9 protein-coding genes are annotated in these 15,897 nt (G+C 74.7%); 3 read left to right on the top strand and 6 right to left on the bottom strand.

From position 1 onward, the window contains the following. Positions 1-43 precede the first annotated feature (43 nt). From EKG83_RS22850 to EKG83_RS47035, 4 genes are all read right to left on the bottom strand, one after another. On the bottom strand, positions 44-3,901 hold the full coding sequence (locus tag EKG83_RS22850) for a P-loop NTPase family protein (RefSeq protein WP_033429468.1): 3,858 nt from the start codon (positions 3,899-3,901) through the stop codon (positions 44-46). 72 nt (positions 3,902-3,973) lie between these two features. After that, positions 3,974-4,303: a helix-turn-helix domain-containing protein gene (locus EKG83_RS22845; protein WP_033429469.1), complete on the bottom strand. Its 330-nt coding sequence runs from the start codon at positions 4,301-4,303 to the stop codon at positions 3,974-3,976. A 115-nt stretch (positions 4,304-4,418) separates the two neighbouring features. Continuing rightward, positions 4,419-4,985: a hypothetical protein gene (locus tag EKG83_RS22840; RefSeq protein ID WP_051765089.1), complete on the bottom strand. Its 567-nt coding sequence runs from the start codon at positions 4,983-4,985 to the stop codon at positions 4,419-4,421. Between the two features lie 10 nt (positions 4,986-4,995). Next, on the bottom strand, positions 4,996-6,018 hold the full coding sequence (locus EKG83_RS47035) for a papain-like cysteine protease family protein (protein WP_084716183.1): 1,023 nt from the start codon (positions 6,016-6,018) through the stop codon (positions 4,996-4,998). Between EKG83_RS47035 and EKG83_RS49425 the strand changes: the two genes are divergently transcribed. Then, positions 6,012-7,550 carry a bile acid:sodium symporter family protein gene (locus EKG83_RS49425; protein WP_322746681.1) on the top strand — a complete coding sequence of 513 codons (1,539 nt, stop codon included), beginning with the start codon at positions 6,012-6,014 and terminating at the stop codon, positions 7,548-7,550. The two genes, EKG83_RS47035 and EKG83_RS49425, sit on opposite strands and share 7 nt — an antisense overlap. A gap of 250 nt (positions 7,551-7,800) precedes the next feature. Further along, a complete protein-coding gene (locus EKG83_RS22825) occupies positions 7,801-10,014 on the top strand; it encodes a PQQ-dependent sugar dehydrogenase (protein WP_051765090.1) in 2,214 nt (737 codons plus the stop codon). A 40-nt stretch (positions 10,015-10,054) separates the two neighbouring features. Here the strand turns inward: EKG83_RS22825 and EKG83_RS22820 are convergent, their stop codons facing one another. Together EKG83_RS22820 and EKG83_RS22815 are read right to left on the bottom strand one after the other, a co-directional pair. Then, positions 10,055-10,234, bottom strand: a complete 180-nt coding sequence (locus tag EKG83_RS22820) for a hypothetical protein (protein ID WP_033429470.1) — start codon at positions 10,232-10,234, stop codon at positions 10,055-10,057. A gap of 217 nt (positions 10,235-10,451) precedes the next feature. After that, positions 10,452-12,722 (bottom strand): catalase, encoded by a 2,271-nt coding sequence (locus EKG83_RS22815; RefSeq protein WP_033429471.1) that lies wholly within the window; start codon positions 12,720-12,722, stop codon positions 10,452-10,454. 705 nt (positions 12,723-13,427) lie between these two features. Here EKG83_RS22815 and EKG83_RS22810 point away from each other — a divergent pair. Then, positions 13,428-15,647, top strand: a complete 2,220-nt coding sequence (locus tag EKG83_RS22810) for a P-loop NTPase fold protein (RefSeq protein WP_153278307.1) — start codon at positions 13,428-13,430, stop codon at positions 15,645-15,647. The last annotated feature ends 250 nt before the right edge of the window (positions 15,648-15,897 follow it).

The following is a 15,897-nucleotide window of genomic DNA, read 5'->3' as shown; positions in this document are numbered from 1 at the left end:
AGGTCACCCACGTCGACCGGCCCGGCTGATCGCCCGGTGCCCCTCACGCCCGGCGGAAGTCGAAGCTCAGCACGCCCGCCTCGCACCAGACCACCAGCCGGTGGTCGTCGGTCCAGACCAGGTCCCTGACGCGCGCACCGGGCCACGTGACGGCGATCTCGCGCGGCGTCGCCCCCGGTGCGCACGACCACACGTGCAGGGCGTCGTCGTCCGCCGCCAGCGCCAGCCACACCTCCGGACCGGACCCGCGGGTCACCGCCGCCGCGAACCCGCCCGGCACCGCCCAGGACGACGTCAACGGCTCGAACCCCTTGTCCGTCAACGAGTGCAGCCGGACCACCGGCCCGCCGCCGTGGTGGTCGAAGACCGCGGCCACGACGTCGGCGCCCCCGTGACCGAGGACCACCCACTGCTCCCGCGCCCCGGTCGGCAACACCCCCAGCGGTTCCGCCCGCCAGGGCGACACCAGGTGCGCCTGCCCGCCGGCGACGACCAGCAGCAGGAGGCGACCGGCCACGCGGCAGAACTCCAGCCGGGTGATCCGGTGGCCGAAGCGGTGCTCCGGCAGGGGCCGCCAACGCCCCTCGGACCGCTCCCGGTACCGCACGGTGCCGTCCACCTGCCCGACCGCGACCACGGGCTCCCCCGCCGCACCCACGGCCGCCACCGTGCCGAAGTACGGCAGCTCCCCCGGCAACGCGGTCGTGCCGGCGGAGGTCCAGCGGCCGTCGGCGAGGGTCCACGTGGCGATCCGCCCGGAGCCGTGCAGGACGGCCACCAGCACGGTGCCGCCGGGGCCCCGGGCGGCCACCGCGTCGTGCGCCATGTCGTCGCCGCGCGGGCCGGGCGGGGTGTCCAGCCGCACCAGGCCGTCGGCCGCCCACCACACCTCGAAGCCGGTGCCCGCGACCCGCGTGGTCAGCGCGCCCCGGCCGGGGGCGGGCACCAGGGCGACGCGGCCGCGCATCCGGCCGAACGGCGGGGGCGGTCGGTCCGGCAGCGGTGGCGCGTACCGCAGGTCCCACCGCTTGACCAGCGCGTCCGAGCCGAAGGTGAAGGCCGTCGACACGCTGCCCACCGCCACCGCCGCCACGCCGCCGTGGTGCGCCGCGACCGCCATGAGCGGCACCACCTCGCCGGTCACCTCGTACGCGGCGAGCCCGCCCGACGGGTCGCCGAAGACCACGACGCCCGCGCCGTCGAGGGTGGCCGCCGCGGACGTCGCGGCGCGGGTGGCCTCCAGCACCACCGGCCCGGAGGGGGTCACCGCCGAGACGACCCGCTGCTCGGTCGAGGCGCTGACCACCAGCAGGCGACCGTCCCCGGCCACCAGGAACCGCGCCAGCAGCGGGCTGTACCGGTGGACGCGCAGCGGCGCGCCGACCCGGGTCAGGCACCGTTCGACGACGCGGAACAGCCGGACCCCGTCGTCCCCGATGGACACCGCCCACACCGACCCCTCGTGGGCGGTCACGGCACCGCTCGCGAGCCCCCGGCCGTCGAGGTGGTCCAGCACCACGGGTGCCTCGCCGCCGACGTCGAGCAGCCAGAGCGCGTGGTCGTTGACCACCAGGGCGAGCAGGCCGTCCGGCGTGTCGGCGAGCACGACGTCCCACGTCACGCCCGTCCCGCCCAGGTGCACGGTGCCGCGGGCGCGCAGGCCGTCGGTGAACGACCAGGCGCGCACGGTGCCGCGGTGGTCGACGGTCAGGCCCACCTCCCGGCCGTCGGGGTGCACGTGCGCGGCCGCCGCCTCGAAGCCCAGGCCGGTCTCGGGCGAGCGCAGCCCGTCCACCGCGGCCAGCGCGTCGGGCTGCGCCCGGTACAGCGCCAGCCTGCCGTCGTGCGCCGCGAACGCCGCCGCCCGGCCGTGGTGGTCGACCCACAGCACGAGCCGCGTGCCGCCCGGCATGCGCCCGACCACCTGCTGGCCCTGCTCGACGTCCCACGCGAGCACGTCGGCCCGCCAGGACGGGTCGGTGCACCGGTCGGCCGGCTCGCCGAACCCGGACTGCCGGGCGACCAGGCAGAAGTAGGCCGCCCGCCGGTCGGGCGCGGTCATCCCGTGCGCGGCGCGCCGGTAGACGTGGGCGACCACCCGGGCCGGCTCGGAGGCCGCGTGCGCCAGGTGGGGCACCAGGCCCGCGGGGTCGAGGGCCAGCACCAGGTCCAGGTCCGCCAACACCTCGTCCAGCTCGCCCGCCTCCACGGCGTGCCCGGGCAGGTGCCGGCGGACGTACTCGTCGCCCGGTCCGACGGCCCGCAGCACCCGGTGGACCACGCGCTCGGGCTCGGGTCCGGTGTGCTCGGCGCGCAGCGTGTCGTCCAGCGCCTGGTGGAACAACCGGTACCGGCGGTCCGCCTGCTCGACCAGGTAGCTCGCCGCGGAACCCAGCACCTCGCGCAGGTCGCCCGCCGTGTAGGCGCCCGCGGTCAGGGCGTTGGCCAGGGCGAGCCACAGCGGGCCCTCCGGCAGGCCCGTGCCCGCGACGAAGGCCAGCGGCAGCAGCAGGTCGCGCACGCGCCGCGGGTGCTCGAACCGGGCCCGCAGGTAGTCGTCGAGGGCCGCGCCCACGGTCGAGGGCAGGCGGTCGGTGCCGGACAGGCACGCCAGCTGGGCGATCAGGAAGTTGCCGCCCGCGTGCCGGGCGATCTCCTCGGCCAGCGCCGGGTCGCCGACCCGGTCCCGGGCGTAGCGCACCAGGTCGTGGTGGTCGAGGTAGCGGGGCGCGTCGAGGTCGAGCACGACCGGGTCGCCGAGCCGGCGCAGCAGCGGGCCCGGGGCCGCGCCGCGGGCGCCGAGGCGGGTGCCGACGACCGCCCGGTTGCCGGGCAGGGCCGCGAGCCTGGCCAGCAGGGTCGCGATCTCCTCGGCGGCACCGGCCGCCGCCTCGTCCAGCGCGTCGAGCAGCACCGCCACCGGGCCGGTCAGGGCCTGGAGCAGGTGGGCCGGGTCGCCCGCGTCGACGTCGGTCGCCGCGGCGATCGCGCGCACCACGTCGGCCGCAGTGCGGCCGCGCGCGTGCACCGCGACGGTGAGGCCGCCGACCGGCGGCGGTGCGGCGGTCAGCTCCCCGGGCGGGACGAGGTGCCGGGTGGCGCGGCAGGCCAGGACGGCGGTGCGGGCGAGCACGGCGCTCTTGCCGCTGCCCGGAGCGCCGGTCACGACGCGCACCCGGCCGTCGGGTTCGGCGGCCAGGTGCCCGGCCAGCTCCTCCAGCACCCGGCGACGTCCGACGAAGCGGGAGGTGCCGGTCGGCTCGTGCGGCTCGACCCCGCGGGCGCGGGGCAGCCAGTGGGTGGCGAACGCGTCGTCGAGGTCGAGCCGCCAGCCGGTGAACGCGGCCGCCGCGGGCCACCACCGGACGACCTCGTCGACCGGCAGCAGGTAGCCGCCGCGGGCGGGCCGGTGCGCCGCCACCACGAGGCCCACCACCGCGCCGACCTCGTCGTCCCACACCGGCGCGCCGGAGAAGCCGCGGTCCAGCACGTGGCCGAACCCGCGCGCGTCGTCCATCTGCACCCAGCCGGGCCCGACCCGGCCGCCCAGCCTGCCCCGGGCCTCCGCGTGGTGGCCGCCCGCGAACCCCTGCACGAGGTAGCCGTGGTCGGCCAGGGCGCGCGGGGCGCGCAGCGGGGCCGCGGTCGCGTCGGCCGGCGCGTCCAGGCGCAGCACGGCCAGGTCGCCCCGGCCGTCCCCGGTGACCGGCGCGCGGAACTCCACCGCGGCGGCGGACTCGTGGCCGGCGTGCACCAGCACCACCCGCACCCGGTCGACCGGCACGACGTGGTCGCAGGTCAGCACCAGGTCGGGGGCCAGCAGCACGCCGGCGCCGACCGGTGCCCCGTCGACGTCGACCCGCGCCAGCCACGGCGGCCGCTCCCGGAGAACCGCGTTCACCCGGCGTTGGTACCAGGTCCGACCGGTCTCAGGGCACCGCCGGGCCGGGTGGTGGGGGCACCGGGTCGCGGGTCACTTGAACCGCTCCCACGCCGACTGCCTGCTCATGCCCAGCGCCTCGCCGATCCGGGCCCAGGTGACGCCCCGCTGCCGCAGGTCGAGCACGCGGGCCCGCAGGCCGCCCTCGACCTGGGCGGCGGTGGCGGCGATGCGCGGCAGGTGGGCCAGCAGTTCGTCGTCGGTCAGGTCGGCCCACTCGGGCACGCTCGCGGAGGAGGTGCCGTCGTCGTCCTCCAGGATCGCGACGCACGCGGCCACGCAGCCGTCGCAGATGTAGGTGCCGGGGCCGCTGATCAGCTTCCGCACCTCGGCGGCGGCCTTGCCGCAGAACGAGCAGCGCATCGGTCTCCCGGACGTGGTTCGGCGCCGGGCGTCGCCGGGCGGCGCCCGGCAACCTAGCAAACGGCGGGGGTGCGGTGGCGGACCGCGTCCGCCACCGCGCGCCCGCACCTCCGCGTCAGGCGGGCGGGGTCGCCTGCCTGATCAGTTCGGGCAGGTCGGCGAGGAACTCCGCCGCCGGGAGGGGTCTGCCCTCCTTGCCGATCGGTGACGGCGCCAGCGGCACGAGCAGGTCGGTGGTCGGTGCGTGCAGCCACAGCGCCATCACGTAGAGAGCGGGGATGCGCAGCAGGCGGAGTTCGAAACCGGCCGCTTCGAGCTGGGGCAGCCTCCGGACGGCCTTCACGGCCCGGTCGGTTTCCGCGACGAACGGCCCCTCGGTGAAGCGGGACACCTCGTGCGTCCCGTCGGGGGCCTGCGTGGTCTCGGCGCTGGCGATCAGCTGCCCGCCTTCCTCGACGAGGTAGCGCCAGCCCGCCGGCCGCGCCCCGTCGAGGCCGGCGCCGGAGGTGATGTCGTCGATCCCCATCGTGAAGACCTGGTGGGGGGTGGACACGTCGAGCCGGTCCTTCCGCGCGCCGCGCAGTGCCTTGGTGGAGAACTTGGCCCCGTCGGCGAACGCTTGCAGTTTCGCCCTGACCCGGTCGGGCACGCCGGCCGGTGGGTCGGGCAGGTGCAGTGGCATGCGAACTCCCTCACCCCTGTGACCTGGTCCGGTAGCTGACGTTCCAGAGTCCGTTGTCGGGATAGCTGTTCCGGAAGCTTTCGTAGGTCATGTCGGAGTCACCGGACCACGGATCGCTCACGCTGACCCACTCGACCCCGTCGCGCAGGGAACGCCCGCGCAGCGCCACGATGTGGCCGCCCGTGATGTTGCCGTTGCGGTCCCGCCAGGCGATGTTCACCACGACCGGCGCGGACTTCGCCAGTTCGGCGCCCAGTTGCACGCTGGTCAGGGCGTTGTTCAGGCGTTCGCCGAAGTGCCCCACCCGCTGCAGCGGCGCGTCCGGCCACCGGCCCCAGTTGCACGGTGACACCTGACCCGCGGCGACGGTGCAGTCGTTGCGGGCGAACTCCGCGTTGGCCAGCGACCCCTGCGTCCAGGCCGCGGCCGGGTTGTAGAACTTGGCGACGCTGACCGTGGCCGCGTTCCAGCACCACCAGGTCTGCTCCTGGTGCTGCATGGCGAAGTCGATGCCCTGGTCGGCCATGTCGAGGAAGAACGTCTCGTGCCCGCCGCCGTTGGCGTTGAACTGGCAGTTGACGATTCCGCCCCCGGCGGCGGTGGTGGCGGTCACCCCGCTGCCGACCAGGCGCAGGAACACGTTCGGGAAGGCGGCCGACTCGAAGGAGAACGAACCGTTGCCCTGGGCGCGGGCCCAGTACTTCTCGCACGGGCCGGGCGCGTCGGCGGCGTACTGGCAGTTGACCGTCCCGCCCCCGGGACCGGTGGTGGTCACCCCCGTCCCGTCCATGCGCAACCAGACCTTCGGGAAGGCGACCGACTCGAAGGAACACGACCCGTCGGCCTGTGGCCGGACCCGGTACTTCTCCTTGTCGCCCGCTCCGTACTGGCAGTTGACCGTCCCGCCCCCGGAGCCGGTGGCGGCGGTCACCCCGGTTCCGTCCATGCGCAGGTAGACGTTCGCGAAGTACGTCGACCGGATCGTGATCGGCGTGCCTCCGAGCACGGCAAGATCAGCCGAGGACAATGACATGCGGCCTCTCCCCTTTCACCCGACGGGTCTCGTGCGCGGCCGGATTCCTGCCCTCACGAGTGGCCTTTGGCGCCCAATACCGGGTCGGCTGGAAATATCGGGGGTCACCCGGCACCCTTAACGCCGGGGCCAGCGTCACAGGTGCGGCCGGCACCCCGCCAGAGGCCAAAGACCTCATCGGCCCGCCAATTCCACGCGGTCCGCGAACAATTCCGGGATCGATCGGTGAATGCGCGTCGGCGCACCTCCTTACGGAGGTGTGGAACTCCGCATTCCGGCCGCGACCATGCGGGGGACCGCCGGGTGTCGACGGGAAACCGCCCGCCTCGAAGAAATTCGGTGCCGTCGCACCGCGGCCCGCCACGGGTCGCCGCCCCCGCGCGAGCGGGGTGGTGGGCTGCCGGGTGGGCCGGGGTCGGTCAGCTGCTCGCCGCACCCGCGCGAGCGGGCGTGATCCGGGCGATCTCGGTGCGCAGCCCGCCGAACGCTCACCGCACCCGCGCGAGCGGGCGTGGTCCCGCCGCGGAACCGCGCGCCGCCCGGTCGATCACCGAATGCCATCGAAGTGGTCGCGGCACCTCCCGATCCGCGCGTCCGCGGGAGAGGATGCGCTCTTCCCGCCGGCCGCGCGAGAGACGCAGGTGATCGCCGTGGACACCGCACTGACGACAATCGGCCTCCCCGTGGCACTGGCCACCGTGATGTTCGGGCTGGGCCTCTCGCTGGCACCGGCCGACTTCGCCCGCGTCGCCCGCGAACCGCGCGCGGTCGCGGTCGCACTGGCCACGCAGCTGCTGGTGCTGCCGATGGCCTGCTTCGCGCTCGTGGTGGTGCTGAGCCTGGAACCGGTGCCCGCGGTCGGGATGATGCTGCTCGCGGCCTCGCCCGGCGGCACCACGGCCAACCTGTTCAGCCACCTGTTCCGCGGCGACGTGGCGCTCAACATCACGCTGACCGCGGTGAACTCGGTGCTGGCCGTGGCCACGCTGCCGCTGGTGGTGAACTTCGCGCTGGCCCACTTCGAGCCGGCGGGCGCGGGGGGCGTGGGGCTGGAGTTCGGCAAGGTCGCCCAGGTGTTCGCGATCGTGCTGGTGCCGGTGGCGCTGGGGATGCTGGTCCGCCGCCGCGCGCCGGGGTTCGCCGAGCGGGCGGACCGGCCGGTGCGGGTCGTCTCCGCGGTGGTGCTGGTGGCCGTGATCGCGGGGACCATCGCCGCCGAGCGGGACGACGTCGGGGCCTACCTGGCCGACGTCGGCCTGGTGGCGGCGCTGTTCTGCGCGGGCAGCCTGGCGGCGGGCTACGCGGTGCCGCGCCTGGCGCGGGTCGGGCGGCGCCAGGCGGTCGCGTCCGCGTTCGAGGTGGGCGTGCACAACAGCACGCTGGCGATCACGGTGGCGGTGAGCGTGCTGGGCAGCGAGGAGCTGGCGGTGCCGGCGGCGGTCTACGGGGTGGTGATGTTCCCGCTCGCCGCGGCCGCCGGATACCTCTTGGCCCGGACGGACGACACCCGGAACGCCGTCACGAACCCCTGAAAAGGCGGACCGGCCGGGCTTTCACACTACTCCCCCGATCTCCCCGCTAGGCCGCGAGGGTGAGATGCGTCGGAATCCCGAAGCGGAAAGGCGAAAACTGACAGTGGTGTAGATCTCAAGTGTCACCCTTTCGTGCTCACTCGACCGTGTCACGAAGGGAACGAAGTTCACCATGCGTCTCCTCCGCCGTAGTCGCAGACGACCTTCCCCCCGTTCCAGACGCTGGACCGCCGCCTCCGCCGCGGCCGTCGTGCTCGCGGCCACCGCGGTGGCCCTGCCGCCGACCGCGGGCGCCGCCGTGCCGACCGGGTTCACCGACACCCTCGCCATCGGCGGCCTCAGCTCGCCCACCGCGGTCTCCTTCGCCGCCGACGGCCGGGTGTTCATCGGCGAGAAGAGCGGCCTGATCAAGGTCTACGACTCGCTCGCCGACACCACCCCCACCACGTTCGCCGACCTGCGGCCCCAGACGCAGGACTTCTGGGACCGCGGCCTGCTCGGCCTGGCCCTGGACCCGCAGTTCCCCACCCGCCCCTACGTCTACGCCCTCTACACCTACGACGCGGTGCCCGGCGGCACCCACCCGCGCTGGGGCGACCAGTGCCCGACCCCGCCCGGCGCCACCGACCAGGGCTGCGTGGTCACCGCCCGGGTCTCCAAGCTGACCATGGGTGCCGGCGGCACCATGACCGCCGAGCAGCCCCTGATCACCGACTGGTGCCAGCAGTACCCCAGCCACTCCATCGGCACGGTCGCCTTCGGCCCCGACGGCGCCCTCTACGTCGGCGGCGGTGACGGCGCGAGCTTCAACTTCACCGACTACGGCCAGGTGGGCAACCCGTGCGCCGACCCGCCGTCGCCCGCGGGCACCAACCTCACCGCGCCGACCGCGCGCGGCGGCGCGCTGCGCTCCCAGTCGGTGCGCCGCCCGTCGGGCGAGCCGGTGACCCTCGACGGCACGATCATCCGCATCGACCCCGACACCGGCGCGGGCCTGCCCGGCAACCCGTTCGCGAGCAGCACCGACGCCAACGCCCGGCGCGTGATCGCCTACGGCATGCGCAACCAGTTCCGGTTCGGCTTCCGCCCGGGCACCGAGGAGCTGTGGGCGGGCGACGTCGGCTGGAACACCTGGGAGGAGATCAACCGCGTCGCCGACGTCAACGACGCGACCGCGGAGAACTTCGGCTGGCCCTGTTACGAGGGCGGCGGCCGCCAGGGCGGCTACGACGGCGCCAACCTCGACCTGTGCGAATCGCTCTACACCGGCGCCGGGCAGACCGCGCCGCACTACACCTACAACCACTCGGCCAAGGTCGTGGCGAGCGACCCGTGCCCGACCGGCGGGTCGTCGATCTCGGGCATCGCGTTCGAGTCGACCAGCAACTACCCGGCCGCCTACGACGGCGCGCTGTTCTTCGCCGACAGCTCCCGCGGCTGCATCTGGGCCATGCAGACCACCAACGGCCTGCCCGACCCCGCCAAGCTGGTGCCGTTCGTGACCGGCGTGAACGTCCCGGTGCAGGTCACCACCGGCCCCGGCGGCGACCTGTTCTACATCGCCCTGGGCGCGGGCCAGCTCCGGCGCGTCAGCTACACCGGCGCCAACCAGGCGCCGACCGCGGTGGCCACCGCCACCCCGCAGTCCGGCGCGGCACCGCTGACCGTGCAGTTCAGCGGCACCGGCTCCACCGACCCCGACCCCGGTGACGTGCTCGGCTACGCCTGGGACCTCGACGGCGACGGCCAGTACGACGACTCCACCTCCGCCACCCCGACCCACACCTACACCACGCAGGCCACGGTGACGGTCGGGCTGCGGGTGACCGACCAGGCGGGCGCCTCGGGCACCGCCACCGTCACGGTCACGGTCGGCGCGCCGGTGGCGCAGGACCCGGTGCCGGTGATCGACACCCCGACCGCGCCGCTGAACTGGACGGTGGGCCAGACCGTGCCGTTCACCGGCCACGCCACCGACCCGCAGGACGGGGCGCTGCCCGCGTCCGCGCTGAGCTGGCGGCTGAGCATCCAGCACTGCGCGGCCAACGGCACGTGCCACGAGCACGTGGTGCAGAACTGGTCCGGGATCGCGTCGGGCTCGTTCGTGGCGCCCGACCACGAGTACCCGTCGTACCTGGAGCTGAGCCTGACCGCGACGGACTCCTCCGGGCGGTCGGTGACCACCACCCGCAGGCTCGACCCGCGGACGGTGCAGCTGACCTTCGCGACCAACCCGAGCGGGCTGCAGCTCAGCGTGGGCGGCACGGCGCAGGCCACGCCGTTCACCCGGACCGTGATCGTCGGGTCGAACAACTCGATCAGCGCGCCGAGCCCCCAGCCCGGACCGCTGTTCTTCCGGTACCGGTTCGCCAACTGGTCCGACGGCGGCGCGCAGACGCACAACGTGGTCGCACCCGCGACCGCGACCACCTACCAGGCGAACTTCTCGCTCTGCGCGTGCTGAGGCGGCCCGACCGGTCGCGGGTCGCGCGGCCCGCGACCGGTCAGCCGCACGCGTCGCACCGGTGCGGCCCCACGGCCCGGTCACGCCCGTCCCACCCCGCGGCCGTCGCGGCCCGCCACAGGACCAGCCACTCGGTCCCGGTGTCGGGGTAGGCGCGACCGCAGTGGTCGCAGATCAGGGTCAGGGACGACGCGCCGGGGGCAGCGGGGATCGCGGTCACTGTCTGCTTTCTCGCGGGGGACGATCGGGGCGGGCGCCGACCGCGTCCGCACGGCCGGCGCCCGGTCGTGCACCGGGAATTCTTTCGCGCCGCCCACCGGTGGTCGCCCCGATCCGCCCCGGCGAACCTTGCGATTGCCTTGCGATCAACCGCACGCCGGGCAGGACGCGGCACCGCCCCCGCCGGGGAGCCCGGCGGGGGCGGTGCGGGTCCGGGCTCAGCCGACGGACACGGGGAACCGCTCCCACACGCGGTGGGCGGCCAGCAGCTCCGAGACCCGCGCGAAGACGTCGGCCGGGTTCTCGCCGACCACCACGCCCGGCTCACCGGGCGTGCAGCCCGCCTCCACCAGCGCGGTGCGGGCGCTGCCCCACGCGCCGATCACCTTGGCGTGCCGGTACGCCTCCTGCACCATCAGCACCACGCGCGGGTCGACGGTGGCGGCGGGCGCGCCCGCCTTGGCGTCGCGGCTGGGCAGCGCGTCGGGCGCCGGTGGCGGGGCGGCGGCCAGCAGGATCGCGTCGAACTCCACCGAGCGCGCGGTGAGGAACGTCCGCTGCGCCACCAGGCCCTCCTCCAGCGCACCGCCGCGGGCGGCGATGACCAGCGGCACCATGTTCGCGGCGGTGATGGTCTGCCGCAGGGTGTGCAGGCCGTCGAGGCTGTCCGGGTCGTCGGCGTCGACCACGATGCCGATCATCCGGCCGTCCGGCGGCCAGACCCGCCCGACCTGGGACAGCGCCGGGCTCGTGGTCACCTCCTCCACCGGCACCGTCGGCTCGGGCGCGGGCAGGCCCAGGCCCTCGGCGACCCGGGCGCACAGCTCGGCGTCGACGTTGGCCAGCACCCGCAGCTGCCGCTCCTTGATGGCCTGCTCGTAGCACTTGCCCAGCTCGAAGGTGAACGCCCGCACGACGTGCTCGCGCTCCAGCGGGCTCAGGCTCCGGTAGAACATCCGCGGCTGGCTGAAGTGGTCGGCGAACGACGCCGGCGACTTGCGCTGCTTCACCGCCGCCGCGACCGGCGCGGCGACCTCCACGTACGCGCTCATGTCGGCGCCCGCGGTGAACGGGCAGCCGCCGTCGAGGGAGTTCGGCTTGTACGGCGCCACGCCGCTGTGCACGGCGTGCTGGTGGAAGCCGTCGCGCAGCATGTCGTTGACCGGCGCGTGCGGCCGGTTGACCGGGATCTGGTTGAAGTTCGGCCCGCCCAGCCGGCTGAGCTGCGTGTCGATGTAGGAGAACAGCCGCGCGTGCAGCAGCGGGTCGTCGGTGACGTCGATGCCCGGCACCAGGTGCCCGACGTGGAAGGCCACCTGCTCGGTCTCGGCGAAGTAGTTGGTGGTGTTGCGGTTGAGCGTGAGCATGCCGATGGGCTGCACCGGCGCCAGCTCCTCGGGCACGATCTTGGTCGGGTCGAGCAGGTCGATGCCCTCGAAGGTCTGCTCCGGGGTGTCCGGGAACACCTGGATGCCCAGCTCCCACTGCGGGAACGCGCCGGACTCGATGGCGTCGAACAGGTCGCGCCGGTGGAAGTCCGGGTCGACGCCCGCGATCAGCTGCGCCTCCTCCCACAGCAGGGAGTGCACGCCCAGCTTCGGCTTCCAGTGGAACTTGGCCAGCGAGGTCTTGCCCTCGGCGTTGACCAGCCGGAAGGTGTGGACGCCGAAGCCCTCCATGGTCCGGTACGAGCGCGGCACGCCCCGGTCGGACATGTGCCACAGGACGTGGTGGGTGGCCTCGGTGTGCTGGGAGACGAAGTCCCAGAACGTGTCGTGCGCGCTCTGCGCCTGGGGGATCTCGCGGTCCGGGTGCGGCTTGGCCGCGTGGATGATGTCGGGGAACTTGATGCCGTCCTGGATGAAGAACACCGGGATGTTGTTGCCCACCAGGTCGAAGTTGCCCTCGGAGGTGTAGAACTTCGTGGCGAAGCCGCGGGTGTCGCGCACGGTGTCGGCCGAACCGCGCGACCCGACCACGGTGGAGAAGCGGACGAACACCGGCGTGGTCTCGCCCTGCTTCAGGAAGGCGGCCCGGCACACCTGCTCGGCGTTGCCGTAGCCGACGAACACGCCGTGCACGCCGGCACCGCGGGCGTGCACCACCCGTTCGGGGATGCGCTCGTGGTCGAAGTGGGTGATCTTCTCGCGCAGGTGGTGGTCCTGCAGCAGCGTGGGTCCGCGCTCACCGGCCTTGAGCGAGTGGTCGGTGTCGTGCAGGCGCAGGCCCGCGGACGTGGTCAGGAACTCGCCCCGCTGCTCGCGCACCTCGTGCCCGGCACCGGTCTCCGCGCCGGTCGCGGACCGGGTCTGCGGGGACGCCTGGTCGGGCTTGCGCGGCAGGGGACCCCGGGGCTCGGTCGGCGGGTCCAACCGCGGCGGCTCGCTGCCCGGCACCCCCGGAACCGGTGGGGTGACCAGGTCCGCGACCTTCTCCACCGCCTTGTCCAGGGCTTCCTTGACGACCTTGGCGGGTTTGATGGGGTCCACTTGCTCCTCCTCGTCGGCAGTCTTCCGCCGACTACCCCGAATCAACGGCGCATAACACCCGTTAACGGGACGCGTGGCCGGGAATGCCGGGCCACGCCCGTCCTCCATTGGTCGGAATTCACGTTTGACCGGCGAATTCCCATTCCCGGGGGCGCTGATCGCGGTGCGTAATCGGCTCGGTACGGTCAACGGCCGGGGCGGGAGGTCGACCGGAGGGGGCGGTTCGTGGTCGCGGTCAGGAACTTGGGGACGGTAGATGACGTGGTGGTGGGGGTCGCCGCCACGGACCGGCCGTGGGAGCTGGGTGTCGAGGCCCTGGTGGTGTCGGTGGGGCACACCCTTGGCGGGCTGGGCTCGGCGCTCGCCGCGCAGTTCCCCGACTTCCTGCGCGCGGTCGACGAGGTCGAACTGCCGAGCATCAGGTCGTCGCGCCCGCGCGTGCTCCGGTTCCACGGCGCGGAACCGCTGCGGTTGGCGGTGCTGGCCTCCCCTGAGGCCGACGACGGGGAGGAAGTGGACCTCGGCGCGGTGCGGACCGCCACCCAGGAGGCGGTGCTGGCCGCGAACCGCGCGGGCGCCCGGAGCCTGGCGGTGCCGCTGCTGGCGACGGGCGTGCTGGGGCTCTCGCACGCCGAAGTGGCGGCGGTCGCGTTACCTGCGATCATCAACGCGCTGCGCGACCGGGTCATCACGCGGACGCGTCGGGTGCTGCTGATCGGCCTCGACCCGGAAGTGGTGCCCCTCGTCGAGGACCTGTGGAACGGCATTCGCGGCCCGGAGATCGAGTCGCGGCCCGCGTGGGTGGCGGAGGACGAACCCGCGGACGCGGTCCCCGACGAACTCGCCGGCGGCGTCACGAGCGACCTGGTCGACCCGGTGCGGCCCATCCCGCTGGAACGCGACCGGCTGGGCGTGACCCCGTACGTGTCGATGCTGGCGGCGGTGGTCGCCGAGCGCGCCACCCCCACCCCGCTGTCCATCGGCGTGTTCGGCGAGTGGGGCTCGGGCAAGAGCTTCTTCATGGGGATGCTGCGCGGGCGGATCGAGGAGCTGGCGGGCACCGGCGACGCGAGGTACTGCCGCCGCATCGTGCAGATCGGCTTCAACGCCTGGCACTACGCGGACACCAACCTGTGGGCGAGCCTGGCCGACGTGATCTTCCGCGGCCTGGCCGACCCGGAGCCCGGGGCGGAGGCGCAGCGCGGCGAGCTCCAGCGGCTGCTGGCCGAGAAGGTGGGCGGGCGGGCCGAGCTGGAGGAGGCGGGCACCCGGGCCGAGGCGGAGGTCGCCCGGCTCAGGGCCAGGGTCGACGAGGCCGACGGGGCGCACGTCACCGGCGCCCGCGACCTGCTGGCCGCGCTGCGCGGCTCGGAGCAGGTGCGGGCCCGGCTGGACCGGGTGTGGAGGCGGATCGGCGTCGCCGACGACGTCGAGCGGGCCAGGCTGCTGTCCGACCAGCTCCAGGACGCCCACGCCGACGCGGTGGCCGTGCGGCGGGTGCCCGGCGACCGCAACGGCCGGATCGCCCTGGCGGCGGCCGGCGCCGTGCTGGGGCTCAGCGCCCTCGCCGGACTGGCCGTGCCGCTGGTCGCGCTGGTCGGCGGCGCGGCGGGCGCGGCGCTGGCGGCGCTCGGCGGCGGCCTGCTCGCCCGCGCCCGCACCGGCCTGGGCGAGCTGCGGGCGCTGAGCGAGGACCTGCGCGGCGGCCTGGACCGCATCCACGACGAGCGGGTGCGCGCCGAGGCCGCCGAGCTGATGGACCGGCTGCGCGAGGCCGAGGCGGACCACCTGGTCGCGCAGGCGCAGCTGGACGAGGTCGTCGCGCACGTCGGCGAGCTGGGCAGGCGGCTGGCCGAGCTGAACCCGGCGCGGCGGGCGTCGGAGTTCCTGCGCGACCGCGGCGACGCCTACACCGGTGGCCTGGGCGTGGTCTCCGCGCTGCGCAAGGACTTCGAGCAGTTGGTGGCGCTGCTGGCGGACTGGCGGGCCAACCCGGACGCCGACTCGGCGCGGCGGCCCATCGACCGGGTGGTGCTGCACGTCGACGACCTCGACCGCTGCGAGCCGCGCCAGGTCGTGCAGGTGCTGGAGGCCGTGCACCTGCTGCTGGCGATGGACCTGTTCGTGGTGGTCGTCGGGGTCGACCCGCGGTGGCTGGTGCGCGCGCTGCGCAGCCACTACGCGGACCTGCTGGACGGCGCGGGGTCCGAGTTGCCGACGCCGCCGGAGGACTACCTGGAGAAGATCGTCAACATCCCGTTCACCCTGCCCGGCATGGTGCGCGGCACCCTGGGCCACGTGCTGCGGTCCATGGTCGACGGCGACTCCCCCACCCCGGCCGCCACCCCCGTGCCCGCCGCGGAACCCGCCCCGCCGTCGGACCTGCTGACCATCGAGCGGGACGCGGTGCTCGCGCACCCGCAGCGCCCCGCGCGCCCCCTGACCGAGGGCGAGCTGCGGTTCCTCGACGCCCTGGACCCCCTGGTGCGGACCCCGCGCGCGGCCAAGCGCCTGTTCAACGTCTACCGCATGATCCGCGCCAGCCGCGACCTGGGCGAGGCGGCCGCGTTCCTCGGCGACGACGACCGGCCGGGCGAGTTCCAGGCGGTGGTCGTGCTGCTCGGCATCGTCGCCGCCACCCCCGCCCTGGCCGCCGCCGCCCTCACCGCACCGCCGGGCACCGGCGTGCGCGGCGGTCTGCTGCACCGGGACCGGGCCGACGCGTGGTCGTCGTTCGCGGCGGACCTGGCACCGCGCGACGGGCGCTCACCGGTGGTCGGCGCCCTGACCGACGGGCAGGCCGAGGCGTGGTTCCACCTGCACCGGGGGTTGCAGGAGGTGACCGCCCTGGTGACGCTGCCGGACCTGGCGGCGTTCCAGGACTGGGCACCGCACGTGCGGCGGTTCTCCTACTCCAGCCGGTGAGGCGGATGGCGGTTACCGGGTCCCCACGCGGTCGCCGCCGACCAGGTCGCCCCGCTGCTGCCCGGCGGGGACTCCTGCACGGTGGTGGTGACCAGCCGGCGGGCCGGCCCACCGGCTGGGCGCGGACCGGGTGACGGCCGAGGCGGCGGCCGCGGCGGAGCTGGTCGCGCTGTGCGGCGGGTTCCCGCTCGCCCCGGGCGTCATCGCGAGCCGGGCCCAGGTCCGGCCCCACCCGCGCCTGGCGGAGATC

It is taken from the genome of Saccharothrix syringae (genome assembly GCF_009498035.1).
GTDB lineage: Bacteria > Actinomycetota > Actinomycetes > Mycobacteriales > Pseudonocardiaceae > Actinosynnema > Actinosynnema syringae.
This window is presented reverse-complemented; position numbering and strand designations above follow the sequence as displayed.